The organism is Polynucleobacter hallstattensis (assembly GCF_018881835.1).
Lineage (GTDB): Bacteria > Pseudomonadota > Gammaproteobacteria > Burkholderiales > Burkholderiaceae > Polynucleobacter > Polynucleobacter hallstattensis.
On record NZ_JACVPO010000002.1, the window covers coordinates 507,094 to 522,635 of the forward strand.

Annotated in this window: 17 protein-coding genes; 2 read left to right on the forward strand and 15 right to left on the reverse strand. The window is 46.8% G+C overall.

Going from position 1 to position 15,542, the window contains the following annotated elements:
- Window position 1: 1 nt before the first annotated feature.
- The 9 genes from ICN26_RS09025 to ICN26_RS09065 all read right to left on the reverse strand — a co-directional run bounded on the left by ICN26_RS09025 (window position 2) and on the right by ICN26_RS09065 (window position 7,666).
- Complete coding sequence (locus tag ICN26_RS09025) at window positions 2–835, reverse strand: PhnE/PtxC family ABC transporter permease (protein ID WP_216268093.1); 834 nt, start codon at window positions 833–835, stop codon at window positions 2–4.
- Window positions 836–866: 31 nt separating this feature from the next.
- Entirely contained in the window at window positions 867–1,664 is a 798-nt protein-coding gene (locus tag ICN26_RS09030) for a phosphonate ABC transporter ATP-binding protein (protein ID WP_216268094.1), read from the reverse strand.
- A 2-nt stretch (window positions 1,665–1,666) separates the two neighbouring features.
- Window positions 1,667–2,521, reverse strand: coding sequence for a putative selenate ABC transporter substrate-binding protein (locus ICN26_RS09035; protein ID WP_216268449.1), 855 nt, complete (start codon window positions 2,519–2,521; stop codon window positions 1,667–1,669).
- A 138-nt stretch (window positions 2,522–2,659) separates the two neighbouring features.
- Complete coding sequence (locus ICN26_RS09040) at window positions 2,660–2,995, reverse strand: AzlD domain-containing protein (protein WP_046330441.1); 336 nt, start codon at window positions 2,993–2,995, stop codon at window positions 2,660–2,662.
- Window positions 2,992–3,702, reverse strand: a complete 711-nt coding sequence (locus ICN26_RS09045) for an AzlC family ABC transporter permease (RefSeq protein WP_216268095.1) — start codon at window positions 3,700–3,702, stop codon at window positions 2,992–2,994. The genes ICN26_RS09040 and ICN26_RS09045 overlap by 4 nt, the downstream gene beginning before the upstream one ends.
- Window positions 3,703–3,754: 52 nt before the next feature.
- A complete protein-coding gene (gene guaA / locus ICN26_RS09050) occupies window positions 3,755–5,362 on the reverse strand; it encodes a glutamine-hydrolyzing GMP synthase (RefSeq protein ID WP_216268096.1) in 1,608 nt (535 codons plus the stop codon).
- Between the two features lie 36 nt (window positions 5,363–5,398).
- Window positions 5,399–6,865 (reverse strand): IMP dehydrogenase, encoded by a 1,467-nt coding sequence (guaB, locus tag ICN26_RS09055; protein WP_216268097.1) that lies wholly within the window; start codon window positions 6,863–6,865, stop codon window positions 5,399–5,401.
- A gap of 26 nt (window positions 6,866–6,891) precedes the next feature.
- Complete coding sequence (locus ICN26_RS09060) at window positions 6,892–7,242, reverse strand: RnfH family protein (protein WP_216268098.1); 351 nt, start codon at window positions 7,240–7,242, stop codon at window positions 6,892–6,894.
- Window positions 7,235–7,666 carry a type II toxin-antitoxin system RatA family toxin gene (locus tag ICN26_RS09065; RefSeq protein ID WP_216268099.1) on the reverse strand — a complete coding sequence of 144 codons (432 nt, stop codon included), beginning with the start codon at window positions 7,664–7,666 and terminating at the stop codon, window positions 7,235–7,237. The genes ICN26_RS09060 and ICN26_RS09065 overlap by 8 nt, the downstream gene beginning before the upstream one ends.
- A 26-nt stretch (window positions 7,667–7,692) precedes the next feature.
- Between ICN26_RS09065 and smpB the strand changes: the two genes are divergently transcribed.
- Entirely contained in the window at window positions 7,693–8,145 is a 453-nt protein-coding gene (gene smpB, locus ICN26_RS09070) for an SsrA-binding protein SmpB (protein ID WP_046330447.1), read from the forward strand.
- Between the two features lie 149 nt (window positions 8,146–8,294).
- On the opposite strand, the gene ppsA is transcribed toward smpB, so the two are convergent.
- Complete coding sequence (ppsA, locus tag ICN26_RS09075) at window positions 8,295–10,697, reverse strand: phosphoenolpyruvate synthase (RefSeq protein WP_216268100.1); 2,403 nt, start codon at window positions 10,695–10,697, stop codon at window positions 8,295–8,297.
- A 106-nt stretch (window positions 10,698–10,803) separates the two neighbouring features.
- On the opposite strand from ppsA, the gene ppsR reads away from it, so the two are divergent.
- Window positions 10,804–11,631, forward strand: coding sequence for a posphoenolpyruvate synthetase regulatory kinase/phosphorylase PpsR (ppsR, locus tag ICN26_RS09080; protein ID WP_216268101.1), 828 nt, complete (start codon window positions 10,804–10,806; stop codon window positions 11,629–11,631).
- A gap of 14 nt (window positions 11,632–11,645) precedes the next feature.
- Here ppsR and ICN26_RS09085 read toward each other — a convergent pair whose 3' ends face one another.
- From ICN26_RS09085 to fabZ, 5 genes are read right to left on the reverse strand one after another with little or no spacing between them, the layout of a single operon-like run.
- Window positions 11,646–12,470: a TrmH family RNA methyltransferase gene (locus ICN26_RS09085; protein WP_216268102.1), complete on the reverse strand. Its 825-nt coding sequence runs from the start codon at window positions 12,468–12,470 to the stop codon at window positions 11,646–11,648.
- 8 nt (window positions 12,471–12,478) lie between these two features.
- Window positions 12,479–13,072: a ribonuclease HII gene (gene rnhB, locus ICN26_RS09090; protein ID WP_216268103.1), complete on the reverse strand. Its 594-nt coding sequence runs from the start codon at window positions 13,070–13,072 to the stop codon at window positions 12,479–12,481.
- On the reverse strand, window positions 13,069–14,271 hold the full coding sequence (gene lpxB, locus ICN26_RS09095) for a lipid-A-disaccharide synthase (protein WP_369411823.1): 1,203 nt from the start codon (window positions 14,269–14,271) through the stop codon (window positions 13,069–13,071). The genes rnhB and lpxB overlap by 4 nt, the downstream gene beginning before the upstream one ends.
- A gap of 10 nt (window positions 14,272–14,281) precedes the next feature.
- On the reverse strand, window positions 14,282–15,079 hold the full coding sequence (lpxA, locus tag ICN26_RS09100; protein WP_216268105.1) for an acyl-ACP--UDP-N-acetylglucosamine O-acyltransferase: 798 nt from the start codon (window positions 15,077–15,079) through the stop codon (window positions 14,282–14,284).
- Window positions 15,079–15,528 carry a 3-hydroxyacyl-ACP dehydratase FabZ gene (fabZ, locus tag ICN26_RS09105; protein WP_046330453.1) on the reverse strand — a complete coding sequence of 150 codons (450 nt, stop codon included), beginning with the start codon at window positions 15,526–15,528 and terminating at the stop codon, window positions 15,079–15,081. Before fabZ ends, lpxA begins: the two co-directional genes overlap by 1 nt.
- Window positions 15,529–15,542 lie beyond the last annotated feature (14 nt).

Here is a 15,542-nt window from a genome sequence, read left to right on the forward strand (position 1 = left end):
ATCAGTTGATTAATTTTCTGAGTTGGGCACTAAACCAGTCTGCCAAAGCAACTAAGATCATGAACGTGATCAGAATAGTCGCTACTTCAGAACCATTAAACATTCTCATGGAGTTATCCATTTGCTGGCCTAAACCACCTGCACCAACAAACCCAAGCACTGCAGAAGAGCGGACAGCGCACTCCCAGCGATAAACGGTGTAACTTGTTAGCTCACTCGAGTTTTGAGGCAGGACGGCATACAAGAAGGTTTGTAAGCGGCCCGCTCCATTGCGAAGCAGTGCTTGACTTGACTCATGACTCCCACTCTCTAAGATTTCAGCATAGATCTTCCCAAGCATGCCTGCATACGTTAGTGCGATTGCCAACACTCCTGCGGCAGGGCCAAGACCAACTACCCTCACAAATACCAAAGCCCACACTATTTCAGGAATACTTCGCATCAAGATCAACACGATTCGAATAATTTGTCGAATCACGAACGGTAAAGTTGCCATACGACCCGTTAACGCAGAAATGGATAGCACACGGGTGCTCACCAAGGTAAGTGGGATTGCTAGTACGAGAGCCAAAACCATCCCAGCAGTTGCAATGGCAATAGTGCGCCAAGCCTCTATAGCAACTAATTTTAAAAAGTCGGGCTTAGTATTAGGCGGGACAAAGTCTGCCAAAAACTTAAGAGTGACTTTTAGATTCTCTGCCTCAAAAAAAACCCAAGGCTTAAATTCTGTTGAGATGAGTGCTGGCACCAATAAAACAATAGCCAGAATAGCAAGACTAAGACGTGAATGCCATGCAGGATCTTTTATATGCAAGGGAGTAGAAGCTGAAATCATTGAAAATATTAAGTCAGCATTCGATTAAGCTTCACTCAGCATGGAAGATATTAGCTTCTAACTGAGTAATTTCATGCTCACTTTGTGCATATAAATTCTGAAGAATATTTTTCGTAATATCAGCGGATGGCAAATCAAATGCCAGCTCACCAGCTTGCAGTCCAATCACCCTAGAAAATTCTTTGGTTGCAATATCGACTTGGTGCAATGTCACAATTAAGGTAACGCCCCGTTTCTTCGCCTCTGCAATCAGCATCTGAATTGCTTGCCTCGATCTTTTGGGATCCAAGGCGGACAAAGGCTCATCTACCAACCATAGGTCAGCTCGGCTCATTAAGATTTTTGCCAACCCAACCCGCTGACGCTCCCCACCAGATAAACGATCTACCCTACTCCATAATTTTTCACTGAGATCAAATAGGGATAGCGTGTTGAAGGCGTCTTGAGAATATTGTGGGTAAATTAAATTCAATATGCTCTTGCTCAATCCCATTTCTCCGAGCCGACTGGCGGACAAGGAAGTAACCACACGTTGTCGTGGGGGCAGCGGCGGAATTTGCGGTGCATAAAAAAGGTGCTGGCGCAGTTGACGTAATGCCCCGCCAGAAATTGACCATGGATTGATTCCACCTAGAGCAAGTGCCCCGGACTTAGGTTTCATTGCAGCCGCAATCATTTGCAGCAAAGTGGTCTTACCAGAACCCGACGGCCCAATGATCGCTACATGCTCACCAGTTTTTACTTGAAAAGAAACATTCTTTAAGGCAAAGACTTCATCCTGCTCACGAGCAGGATGATAGGCAGTGATATTTTCTAAATGTACGTCCACGACTATTTGATTAAGCCTGCACTGCGGCCAGCAAGCTCCAGATTTTTATAGTTATCTGCTTTCGTGGGAATGTATTTAGTGGCGCGATTTAAAGTCAATATTTCCTTGCCTTCGGAAGTGTTCATATCCAGCGCAAATAGGGCCTTAGCAATCTTCTCACGTTGAGCAGCAGGCATATCTGCATGAACCGACCAGTTGTAATTAAAGTAAGGGGGTGTTGTGTAGAAAACATCCACCTTGCTCGTGTCTACCTTACCTTCATTCACAAATTTATTCCAAACGGTAATGTCTAAAGCTGCTGCATCCACTCGACCACTCACTACTGAGGCAATCGTCGCATCATGCGCACCTGAATAAGCTACGCGCTTGAAATCAGTTTCCGGGTTAATTCCAGCCTCTAGGAGGAAGGTGCGTGGCATCAAATGCCCAGACGTGCTGGATTGAGAACCAAAACTGACTTGCTTGCCCTTTAAATCCGTTAACTTAGTAATTCCTGAATTTTTCTGCGTAATAAAAACAGAACGAAATTTAGTATCTTCTTCACGCTGTGCAAATGGGACTACTTTTCCACCGGAACGAATGTTTGCCTGTACATAGGTAAATCCACCAAACCATACCAAATCTACTTGCTTATTAACCATGGCCTCTACTGCAGCCGGATAGTCATTGACCGGAGTGAACTCCACCTTCATACCAAGATTCTTTTCGAGATAATTACTGAGAGGTCCAAACTTTCTCATTTGCTCAGTAGCTGCCTCTTCAGGAATAGTTGTTACCCGAAGAACTTGCTGCGAGTAGCCCAGAGGGATATGTAGCAAACAAGCCAATACCACTAATGATCGAATCCATTGAAGCATTTTCATCATGTTCCTTTATTAATAATGTGATTATGTAACACCAAAGTAAGCTATCTCAATACGTAATCGCAAAAATCAATCATCTCATTCCCACTCAATCCTTGCCGGTGGCTTTCCGCTGATATCCTCAGCTTCTCGTTAAATCAAAAATCTGGCTAGAGTAAAAAAGGCCATTCCCAATAATATGGTCGCCAAGATACTATTGGTCACCAAAAACCCAATCACTCCGCCAATTGCTCCAAATAGCTGGGGTGAATACAGGTTTAATTCAAATAGTTGCGTCGTCGGATCTTTTACAAACAGCACATCTGGAAGGACGATAGCAATGAGCGCGGCAGTAGGTGCATAGCGCAAGAACTCATGAACGCTTCTGGGAATCGGGAATTTTGATCCCACTAAAAGAAAAGAGCCTCTGCTAAGTAAGCTAACCAGCATTAAGCCAAAAAAAGCAATCCACAAATCTACTGTATTCATATATTCTTTTTTTGAGATTGTTTATCAACCAATACCGCAGCCATAACACCAGCAATTACTGAGCAAACAATTGTTAAGCGATAAGGTAGATTGATTGTTAAGACGCAAGTACAGGCAGCCACTAACGCTGAGATAACAGCAGTTTTATGTTTAATAGCAGGAATAATCAAAGCCATCAATGCTAGCGGGCCAGCAAATCCAAGGCCCCATGAGATCGGAATATAGGATCCAAAAAAAATGGCAATTAATGCGCCTACCTGCCAAAAAAACCAATGCGCTAAAACCATTCCCATAAAATAGAGCAGCTCAACTTGCTTCCCTTGGGAATTATCTGGTGAAGGGAACTTTTCTATAAATTTCGCAAAACTCATATCGGTATTTAAACCCCCGATACCCAATCTTTGCCAGAAAGAATAATGTTTGAAGTGAGGTTGAATGACTGCGCTAAAAATGACAAAACGGGACATCACAATTAGTGCCGTCAGCCAAACAGTCCAAAAGGGATAATCTCCAGCAATCAATGGCATCACCGCTAATTGCGAAGAGCCGGCATAGACCAAGATATTGAACCAAAATGTATCTACTGGACTGAGTCCCGCGCCCAGCAAACTAATACTTGTCACTAAGGACCAAGCAATTATCCCCGGAGACGACTCGAGCATCACTTTTAAACCTTCGATAAAAGGCGGTCGCTGGAAGAATTTCAAGAAATTTAAATGCTTTATTTAGCGAATTGGGAAGCAACTCAATCGTGAATTTCTATTCCCACTCGATAGTTGCTGGTGGTTTTCCGCTGATATCGTAGACCACACGATTAATGCCACGCACTTCATTGATGATGCGGTTCGATACTTTGCCCAGTAGATCATGTGGCAAGTGAGCCCAGTGTGCGGTCATAAAGTCTTGTGTTTGCACTGCCCTGAGGGCAACAACGTATTCATAGGTTCTACCATCACCCATTACGCCAACGGACTTCACTGGCAAGAACACAGCGAAGGCTTGGCTAGTGAGGTCATACCAAGATTTTTGGCTGACTTCATCAATCGTATTGCGTAACTCTTCAATGAAGATAGCATCAGCACGTTGCAAAAGACTTGCAAACTCAGCTTTGACTTCACCCAAGATGCGCACACCAAGACCGGGGCCTGGGAATGGATGGCGATACACCATCTCACGCGGCAAACCTAAAGCAACGCCAAGCTCACGTACTTCATCTTTAAATAATTCACGCAAAGGCTCAAGTAACTTGAGGCGCATATCTTCAGGAAGGCCGCCTACATTGTGATGACTCTTAATCGTATGCGCGCCCTTCTTACCTTTACCGGCAGACTCAATCACATCTGGATAAATAGTTCCTTGAGCAAGCCACTTGGCATTTTCGATCTTGCTAGACTCGATCTGGAAAATCTCCACGAATTCTTTGCCGATGATTTTTCGCTTGGCTTCAGGATCTGCAACACTGGCGAGCTCAGACATAAACTTCTCTTTAGCATCAACCCGAATGACTTTGACACCGAGATTGCGGGCAAACATTTCCATCACCATGTCGCCTTCATTTAAACGAAGCAGGCCATGATCAACAAATACACAAGTGAGTTGCTCACCAATGGCGCGATGTATTAATGCCGCTGCCACACTAGAGTCAACACCACCGGATAAACCTAAAATGACTTCTTCATCGCCGACTTGCTTACGAATATGCTCAACTGCTTCACTAATGTAGTCGCCCATGACCCAGTCTGGTTTGCAATGACAGATCTCATGCACAAAGCGAGCTAGGATAGCTTCGCCTTGTAAGGTATGAGTCACTTCTGGGTGAAACTGGAATGCATAAAAACGGCGCTCTTCATCAGCCATACCTGCAATTGGGCAGGACTCTGTTGAGGCCATCAGCTTGAAAGCTGGCGGCATTGAAGTTACTGAATCACCATGACTCATCCATACCTTCAGAATGCCGTGGCCTTCGCTAGTAGAAAAGTCTTGGATACCTTTGAGTAAATTGGTGTGGCCATGGGCACGTACTTCTGAATAACCAAACTCACGGGCTTTAACAAGAGATTCGGCGGAGGCAACTGCGCCACCCAATTGGCTTGCCATGGTTTGCATGCCATAGCAAATACCTAAAACAGGAACGCCTAATTCAAAAACGATTTGCGGTGCACGAGGACTACCCTCTTCCGTTACCGAGCTAGGTCCACCAGAAAGAATGATGCCTTTACCACCCTGCTCTTGAATAAACTTACGAATGAATTCTGGATCGCAATCATAGGGGTGGATTTCAGAGTAGACGCGGGCATCACGCACGCGCCGAGCAATCAATTGGGTGACTTGTGAACCAAAGTCGAGAATCAGTATTTTGTCGTGCACGAAAGGATTGCCTTAAATTCAGTCTGCTTTTACTTCTTAATCAATATGGTAATTTGGCGCTTCCTTGGTGATCTTCACATCATGAACGTGTGACTCGCGCACACCCGCTGAAGTGATTTCCACAAAATTCGCTTTCTCATGCAGTTCATCAATCGTTTTGCATCCAAGATAGCCCATTGAAGAACGAATACCACCAGTCAGTTGATGCAAGATGGCCAGGACACTGCCTTTGTAAGGCACTTGTCCTTCAATACCTTCAGGCACTAGCTTCTCAGCATTTGCAGCACTGATATCGCTTTGGAAATAACGATCTGCAGAGCCATCTGCCATCGCGCCCAAAGAGCCCATGCCGCGATAGCTCTTGTATGAACGGCCTTGATACAGGAACACCTCACCAGGAGCCTCTTCAGTACCGGCGAACATACCGCCCATCATGACGGAGCTTGCGCCAGCAGCTAAGGCTTTAGCAACGTCACCCGAGTAACGCACACCACCGTCTGCAATTAAAGGGATACCCGTACCTTTGAGTGCAGCCGCCACATTCACAATGGCGCTAATCTGAGGCACACCTACACCCGCAACAATACGGGTGGTACAAATAGAGCCAGGGCCAATGCCGACCTTCACGCCATCAGCGCCGTGATCAGCCAATGCTTTAGCAGCTTCGCCAGTGGCAATGTTTCCACCAATCACTTGTACGTGAGGATAATTTTTCTTAACCCACTTCACGCGATCTAAAACGCCTTGGCTATGACCGTGTGCGGTATCGACCACAACCACATCAACACCCGCACGAACTAAGAGCTCAATACGCTCATCATTATCGGGACCAACACCGACAGCAGCGCCAACACGCAATTTACCTTCGCTATCTTTACAGGCATTTGGATGCTCAGTCGCTTTCAAAATATCTTTAACGGTGATGAGGCCACGTAATTCAAACTTGTCGTTGACAACCAGTACGCGCTCTAAGCGATGCTGACTCATCAAGCGCTTTGCCTCTTCTAGAGAACAGCCTTCCTTGACTGTAATCAAGCGCTCACGCGGAGTCATTTTGGATTTCACTGGTGCATCTAAGTCTTCTTCAAAGCGCAAGTCGCGGTTGGTAATAATGCCCACTACCTCTTTGCCAGTCAGTACCGGGAATCCGGAGAAACCATGCTCACGAGAAAGTTGCATCACTTGACGCAGCGTGACATTTGGATCAACCGTAATGGGATCACGCAGAATGCCGGACTCGTAACGCTTCACCTTGGCTACTTCCCTAGCCTGTTCAGCAGGCTTGAGATTTTTATGAACAATACCAATACCACCCTCACTAGCCATGGCAATTGCCAAACGGCCTTCAGTGACGGTATCCATCGCTGCCGACACCAACGGTGTATTGAGTGAAATTTCTCGAGTTAACTTACTTGCCAAGCTGGCATCTCGAGGGAGTACCGAAGAATAAGCCGGTACAAGGAGCACATCGTCAAAAGTGAGTGCTTTTTGAATGAGTCGCATGCAAAACCCCTAGTCGCAAAAACCGATTATAGCCTCCTAGCCTTTCTTTTAGCTGCGGCGGCCTGGAATTTGGCATCTTGATTCTGATTAGCCTTCTTACGACGGACAGCCTTGGGGTCAACTAGGAGTGGTGAATACAGCTCTAGGCGATCACCCTCGTAAATAGGGCTGTCCCAATCCTTACGCTTGCCAAAGACGCCAAAACAGCCTTTTCTGGCCAAGGTGGAATCACTAGGGCCTTGGGCAAGTCCAGCTTTAAGGAGGGCAAGTCCTACAGTAGGAGCCTCGGAGGGCAATAAGCGCAGCGTGAAAGGGTTTAACTTGGGCTCACCCAAGCGGGCATCGCAAATCAGAATCTCCATAGACTGACTAGCCATAGAGGTCTTCAGCTCGCTTAACAAAGCAATCCACGAAGGTACCTGCAATATGTCCGAAGACTGGGCCAATAATCTTATCCAGGATGATGCTCTTGAACTCCCAGTGAAGCTTAAATTCCACCTTGCAGGCATCCTCTTTAAGGGGAATGAAGTTCCACTGCCCAGAAAAATGCTTGAATGGGCCATCCACAAAGACCATATCAATACTCTCGGGGCGACGATTGGTGTTTCGAGTATGAAAATACTGATTAATACCCTTGAAGTGGATATTGATTTTGGCATCCAAAACAGTCTCGGATTGCTCAAAAATTTCCACTCCACCGCACCAGGGTAAGAACTCTGGGTAGCGGGCAACATCAGTTACCAAACCATACATACGGTCCGCGGATTGGCCAATTAAAACGGTCTTGTTGACGTCTGCCATAATCGATCTTGAGAAGCTAAATAAATATGAGTATCGTCGATAACAAAAAAGCCTTCTTCGATTATTTTATCGAGGAACGGTTCGAGGCAGGGCTGGTTCTGGAAGGCTGGGAAGTAAAAGCCATCCGCGCCGGTCGCGTGCACGTCAAAGAAGCGTATGTTGTCATCCGTCAGGCGGAGCTGTTCCTGATCGGCTGCCATATCACCCCCCTGCTATCAGCTTCCACTCATATAGTTCCAGACAGTACTCGGACCCGCAAACTCCTCCTCAATGCGATTGAGATTAAAAAGCTGATCGGTAAAGTGGAGCAAAAAGGCTACACCCTCGTTCCATTGAACCTGCATTTCTCGAAAGGGAATGTGAAGTGTGAGATTGGGCTAGCCCGTGGCAAGAAACAGCATGACAAACGCGCTGCCACTAAAGAGCGTGAATGGGAAGTCCAAAAGGGACGTATTGCTAGAGGCGATCTCAACGCTTAATCTGAATCACCTTACATTACTCGGTCTCGCATGATTGCACCAATAAAGTGCATGACAGTGGACTTGGGAAAGTAAGCTCAGCCCAAAACAAAATGCCTAGATTTGCATCTAGGCATTTTTTCATCTTGCTAGTGGTTAGCAATTCGAAGTTAAGTCTCTTTCTTACCTAACATTTCCCAGGTGGCTACTACGCTGTCTGGATTGAGGGAGATGGAAGTAATACCCTTAGCAACCAACCAACGTGCAAAGTCTGGGTGGTCTGAAGGGCCTTGACCGCAAATACCGACATACTTGTTTTGCTTAAGGCAAGCTTCAATTGAGCGAGCAATCATGAACTCTACCGCAGGGTCGCGCTCATCAAAGTCAATTGCCAACAATTCCATACCGGAGTCACGATCTAGACCCAAGGTTAACTGAGTCATATCATTTGAACCGATTGAGAATCCATCGAAATGCTCGAGGAATTGATCCGCTAAGATGGCATTAGAAGGAATCTCGCACATCATGATTAGGCGTAGACCATTCTCACCACGCTTAAGACCTAACTTCGCCATCATGTCGATGACACGCTCAGCTTGCTTGATAGTACGTACAAACGGCACCATGATCTCGACGTTATCTAAACCCATATCCTCGCGAACGCGCTTCATTGCAGCGCACTCTAAAGCAAAAGCTTCGCCGAAATCTGCTGATACGTAACGGGACGCACCACGGAAGCCCAACATTGGGTTCTCTTCGTCCGGCTCATAGCGTGAACCGCCAATGAGCTTCTTGTACTCGTTTGACTTAAAGTCAGACAAACGGACGATCACGGGCTTTGGATAAAAAGCAGCAGCAATCGTTGCCACACCTTCAACTAATTTATCTTCATAAAACTGACGTGGACTTGCATAGCCACGAGCAACGCTCTCTACCGCGCGCTTGAGATCAGGGTCAATGTTTGGATACTCCAAGACAGCACGTGGATGCACGCCAATGTAGTTGTTGATGATGAACTCGAGACGAGCCAAACCTACACCAGCATTTGGGATTTGACAGAAGTCAAAGGCTAACTGGGGATTGCCGATATTCATGGTGATCTTTACTGGGATCTCTGGCAATACGCCACGAGAAACTTCAGTTACTTCAGTTTCAATCAAGCCATCATAAATATGGCCCTCGTCACCTTCTGCACAAGAGACTGTAACCATCATGCCGTCTTGCAAATGCTCAGTCGCATCACCACAACCAACCACTGCAGGGACACCTAGCTCACGAGCAATAATCGCAGCGTGACAAGTACGACCACCACGATTAGTGACGATCGCAGAAGCGCGCTTCATCACTGGCTCCCAGTTGGGATCAGTCATGTCGGCAACCAATACATCACCTGGCTGCACACGATCCATCTCACTTGGGTCACGAATAATACGAACCGGGCCTGCGCCAATCTTTTGACCAATTGCACGACCTTTAGCCAATACCTTTGAGCTGCCTTTTAACTTATAACGCATCTCCACTTGACCGGCAGCTTGGCTCTTCACTGTCTCTGGGCGAGCTTGCAGGATATAAATACGGCCATCTTGACCATCCTTACCCCACTCAATATCCATTGGACGACCGTAGTGCTTTTCAATAATGACTGCGTATTTTGCTAATTCAGTAATGTCAGCATCTTCCAATGAAAAACGATTGCGTTTTTCCGGAGCAACATCCACAGTCATTACCTTCTCAGCAGAACCTGCCGGGGCGAATTGCATCTGAATCAACTTGGAGCCTAAGGAGCGACGAATGATCGCCTTCTTATCTTTTGCCAAGGTAGTTTTGAACACATAGAACTCGTCTGGGTTCACTGCACCCTGCACTACTGTCTCGCCTAAGCCATAGCTGGAAGTGATAAAGACCACATCCTCGAAACCAGACTCAGTATCCAAGGTAAACATCACACCGGCTGCACCTAGGTCAGAGCGCACCATACGCTGGATACCAGCTGATAGCGCTACTTCAGCGTGAGCAAAGCCCTTGTGAACGCGATAAGAAATCGCGCGGTCGTTATATAAAGAGGCAAATACTTCACGAATCTTCTTCAGAACATCATCAATGCCTTCAACGTTCAAGAAAGTTTCTTGCTGTCCTGCAAAGGAAGCATCAGGTAAGTCTTCTGCAGTTGCTGAAGAGCGTACTGCAAAGGAGCCTTTGCCAGAGTCATCTAGTGTTTTGAATGCAATACGAATCTCTTCATCAAGACGCGCTTGAAATGGTGCAGTCTCAATCCAGCCACGAATTTCTTTTCCAGCCTCGGCTAGCGCACGCACATCATCAATGTTCAGATTTTCCAAACGCTGTTGAATGCGCTCGGTCAAGTTGTTGTGCTCCAAGAAATCACGGAACGCCAGGGAGGTAGTTGCAAAACCAGTAGGCACACGTACACCCGTGGAGGACAACTGAGAAATCATTTCACCAAGCGAGGCATTTTTACCGCCGACTGACTCAACATCGGTCATCCGGAGTTGCTCAAAAGGCAAAACATAGGCATTTGCTACATCGTTACTTTGTTGCTGTTGGTTGGACATAAAGTACTCTCTAAGGATAAGGAAACTGGTCGAGCGGCCGGATAAAATACGGCATACTTCATTAACTACATATTGTAGTGCTGACCAAGACCTCTAGGCCAATCTCATGTCTACCCAAACTCGTATTGTTTTTATTGTTTCCGATGGCACCGGCATTACTGCCGAGAACTTCAGCCAATCAATTTTGGCCCAATTTGAGGCCACTTTTAAGCATATTCGAGTGCCTTTTGTGGATAGCCCTGAAAAAGCCCACGATGCAGTCTCTAGCATCAATCAGGCAGCCTCCAAATATGAAGTCCAGCCGATTGTTTTCACTACTTTGGTGAATCCCGAATTGAATACCATTGTTGGTAAAGCCAATGGCCTTATTTTGGATATGTTCCAGACTTTTGTGGCACCTTTGGAACAGGCTCTCGGGGTTAAATCAACCCACGCCATGAACCGCCTGCACCACAATGCGGATACCGAAGCCTACAAAAACCGGATCGAGGCGATTAACTACTCCTTGGCCCACGATGATGGTCAATCTAATAAAAATCTAGCTGAGGCTGATGTCATTTTGGTGGGCATATCGCGGGTGGGCAAAACACCAACTAGCCTCTACTTAGCGATGCAATATGGCATGAAGGCAGCAAACTACCCTCTCATTCCGGAAGACTTCGAACGTGGGCAACTACCCAAAGATTTAATCCCATATCGCAGTAAGATTTTTGGCTTGATGATTGATGCCGAACGCTTATCAGAGATTCGTAATGAGCGACGCCCCGGCAGCAACTACGCTAAGTTAGAAAACTGTCGTTATGAGATTAATGAAGCAACCGCCATGATGAAAAAGGAATCCATTCCTTGGGTGACTACGACTAGTAAATCAATTGAGGAGATTGCAACTACCGTCTTACAATCCATGAAGTCAGATAAGACAATTTTAGGCTAGCGCATTAGCTAGTTTTAGTTGCGACGAATTCGGACTGTTTCAAATAAACACACTGCCGCAGCAGTAGATACATTCAGCGATTCGACTCTTGGATCAATCGGAATAGAAACTCCCTTAGCCTGAGCCATCAGGTCTTCAGAAACGCCTTGACCTTCACTTCCCATGACCCAGGCAACCGGATGAACCAACAGTTTAGGCATATTAAATACATCAAGCTCACCATCGGCAGTTGCAGCGAGCAAAGGTGCAGTAACTGCGCTGAGGACTTGCTGAGATGACCAGCCTTCATAAAGATCGAGCAAGCGATGGGCACCCATGCCGGCTCGTAATACTTTGCTTGACCATAGGTGGGCACAACCTGACAGCGCAATCACCTGAGTAAAGCCTGCTGCCGCTGCAGTACGCAAAATAGAACCTACGTTCCCCGCATCCTGAATACGATCCAAAATAATGACATCCCCCTCAAGCGTAGCAACCGACTTTTGGGGGTTCAATGCAGATTGAGGAAGGTCCAGTAATCCTGCAATCTGCGGGGCGTTAACCAAATCAGATAGCAGGTCCCATAAGCCTTTATCTAATTGATAAACCCGGGTCTCTGGATAAATCTCTACATGGTCATATACAGCTTGAGCAATTTCTGGGTTTTGCAAACCCAGCTCGGAGGTAATTAATGTCTTGAGTGCTGGATCACCCACCCATGTTTGCACTAAATGAATGCCTTCTAACAAAGCTTGCCCACAAGCAAATCTGGCCTTTTGTCCTTTAGGGCCAGCGGCTTGCAATTGACGAATCTCCTTAAATAAGGAATTGTCTTTTGAGCTGATAAATTCAATTTTCATAGTTGGGATTATCGACTATGCAGCGCCAATACATTGCGCACGGGAGAAAAGCTACGGCGGTGTTGATCGCATGCGCCGTATTCCTTTAGTGCAGCGAAATGGACTTCAGTTGGATATCCCATATGCTGAGCAAAGCCATATTGGGGATGCAGTTCATGCAAGGCCATCATTTGACGATCACGTGTGACCTTTGCCAAGATAGAGGCGGCTGAGATTGCTGGCTCTTTAGTATCGCCCTTGATGATAGCCTCGGCTGAGATGGGAAGCTCGGGACAGCGGTTGCCATCAATCAAAGCTTTATCTGGCCAGCCGCCTAAACGTGTGCAGAGATCTTCAATGGCACGGCGCATGGCCAACATCGTCGCTTGCAAAATATTGATCTCATCAATCTCGGCTGGGCTCGCCTCGCCAATGCCCCAGGCTTTGGCCTTCAGCAAAATTTGCTCAAATAAAAACTCACGTCTGATAGCTGATAGCTTCTTAGAATCTTTTAATCCACTAATGGGGTTTTCAGGATCAAGAACAACCGCACCCGCAACAACTGCTCCTGCCAATGGGCCACGTCCTGCTTCGTCGACACCACATACCCAAATCAAGCTCACACAGTAACCCGATGCTTTGCGGCGGTAATGGTTTGCGCTACGGCCTGTGCAACCAATAAACCAGTTGGTCTTCGTAAGGTCTCATGCATTGCTGCAAAACGGGTTTTCAGTTGAGCAACCTTACTGGGGTTGTTTAACCAGGCTAACAAGGCATCGGCCAATTTATTCGGAGTAGCGTCATCTTGTAGAAGTTCAGGAACAACAAACTCACCGCAGAGTATGTTGGGCAAACCAACATACGGTAGATAGCCCTGTCGCTTCATAATCTGCGCAGTCAACCAAGGTACTTTATAAGAAATCACCATCGGCTTTTTCCAGAGCGCTGCCTGTAATGTCGCTGTACCACTAGCAATCAGTACAACATCGGCAGCCTCGAGAACTGCATCGGCCTCACCATCAATCAGATGAATATGAAGGTCAGGATTATTATCAAGCGTATTTTTAAGCAATGCTTCTAGCGGTTCACGCAGGCGTGGCGTTGCCACCGGAATTACAAAATGCAGATGCTGTCCTGACATGCGCTTTGCAAGCTCTACTATCGCCTCAAAAAAGACTGGCGCAATCAGTTCAATCTCGGAACCGCGACTGCCTGGCAGTACAGAGATAAGCACTCCGCTTAATGTATTACTTGGTAGATTTAAGATTTCTTCTATTCTTTGCTTAGCACTTGCTGGATTTGGCTCTAGAGGTATTTCACTAGCAAGGGGGTGCCCAACATAAGTTGCGCCAATACCAGCACGCTCATAAATCTCCGTTTCAAATGGGAAGATGCAGAGCATACGTTCAACTGCTTGCTTAATCTTCGTAATGCGCCCTGCTCTCCAGGCCCAAATCGATGGGGAAACAAAATGCAGAGTCGGAATACCTACTTTGCGCAAAGCCAACTCAACACCTAAATTGAAATCTGGTGCATCAATACCAAGATACACATCTGGGCGGCCTTCGCCCGAGAGATTGGCAATCAATTCTTTGCGCAACTTCAGAATGGCAGGTAACTGTTTAATTGCCTCAACGTAACCACGGACACTCAATGTCTCCATTGGCCAATCTGAGTGCAGGCCCTCGGCCTGCATGCGAGGACCGCCAATACCGTAGACCTCCAGACTAGAGGTGTCGGGAATCTGCTTAAGTGCGCTCAATACTGGCGCTGCCAGCAAGTCACCCGAAGGCTCTCCGGCAACACAAGCAAGTTTAGACACTAGATCTTCTCTATCGAATAATGCCGCGCGTCGAGGCGGCAATAAAGTCATGTAACTCGGTCAGCTTTTCTGCAGTTTGGGTATCAGATGCACTAGCGAGCGCCATCTTCTGAATCTCCACTTTAGCCTCCTCAAAGCTGAGGCCATCTTTGTAGAGAACCTTATACGCCTGCCGCAATGCAGAAATCGTTTCGCTAGAGAAGCCACGACGTTTCAGACCCTCCACATTAATGCCATGAGGAGAGGCTTTATCTCCAGCCGCAATGACAAACGGTGGAATATCTTGAACTAATGCAGAAGCACCACCCAACATAGCATGTTGGCCGATGCGGACAAATTGATGAACTCCAGACATACCACCCATGATTGCCCAGTCACTCACTTTTACGTGGCCAGCAATTTGTGCGTTGCTTGAGAAAATCGTATGGTTACCGATTTGGCAGTCATGTGCAATGTGCACATAAGCCATGATCCAGTTGTCATCACCAATTCTAGTGATGCCCTCATCCTGCGATGTACCCGTATGAATGGTTGTGAACTCACGAATCGTGTTGCGATCTCCGATAATCAACCGGGTAGGTTCGCCACGGTATTTCATATCCTGGGGAGCGCCACCAATAGCAGCAAAGTGGGCAAAGTTGTTTTCTTTGCCGATCGTGGTGTAACCCTCGATCACAGTGTGGGAGCCAATCTTGCAAGCAGCGCCAATTTTGACATTTGGTCCAATGACGGAATAGGGACCAATCTCTACGTCGCTGGCGATCTCCGCTTTGCTATCAACTAGAGCAGATGCATGAATCCGAGTCATTAAGCACCTTTCGTACGAACAGCACAAGTGATATTCGCTTCGGCAGCCAACTCGCCATCCACGGTAGCTTGCACTTGGAACTTATAGATGCCGGCACGCTCGCGCTCTAACTTAGCCGTCATGATCAATTGATCACCAGGCAATACCGGCTTCTTAAAGCGCGCACCATCAATACCAGCGAAGTAATAAACCGCATTTTCTTCGCGCACTTCAGAAAAGGTTAGGAGAGCCGCCGTTTGGGCAAGCGCTTCAATAATTAACACTCCCGGCATTACCGGAAAATCTGGGAAGTGACCCTGAAAGAACGGCTCATTCATGGTGACATTTTTAAGCGCAGTAATGCTTTGACGGGGCTCAATTTCCAATACGCGATCAACCAATAGAAATGGATAGCGATGCGGCAGCAACTTCAAAATTTGATTGATGTCGATAGCGATAGGTTTGCTCATGTATTTACCTGCTG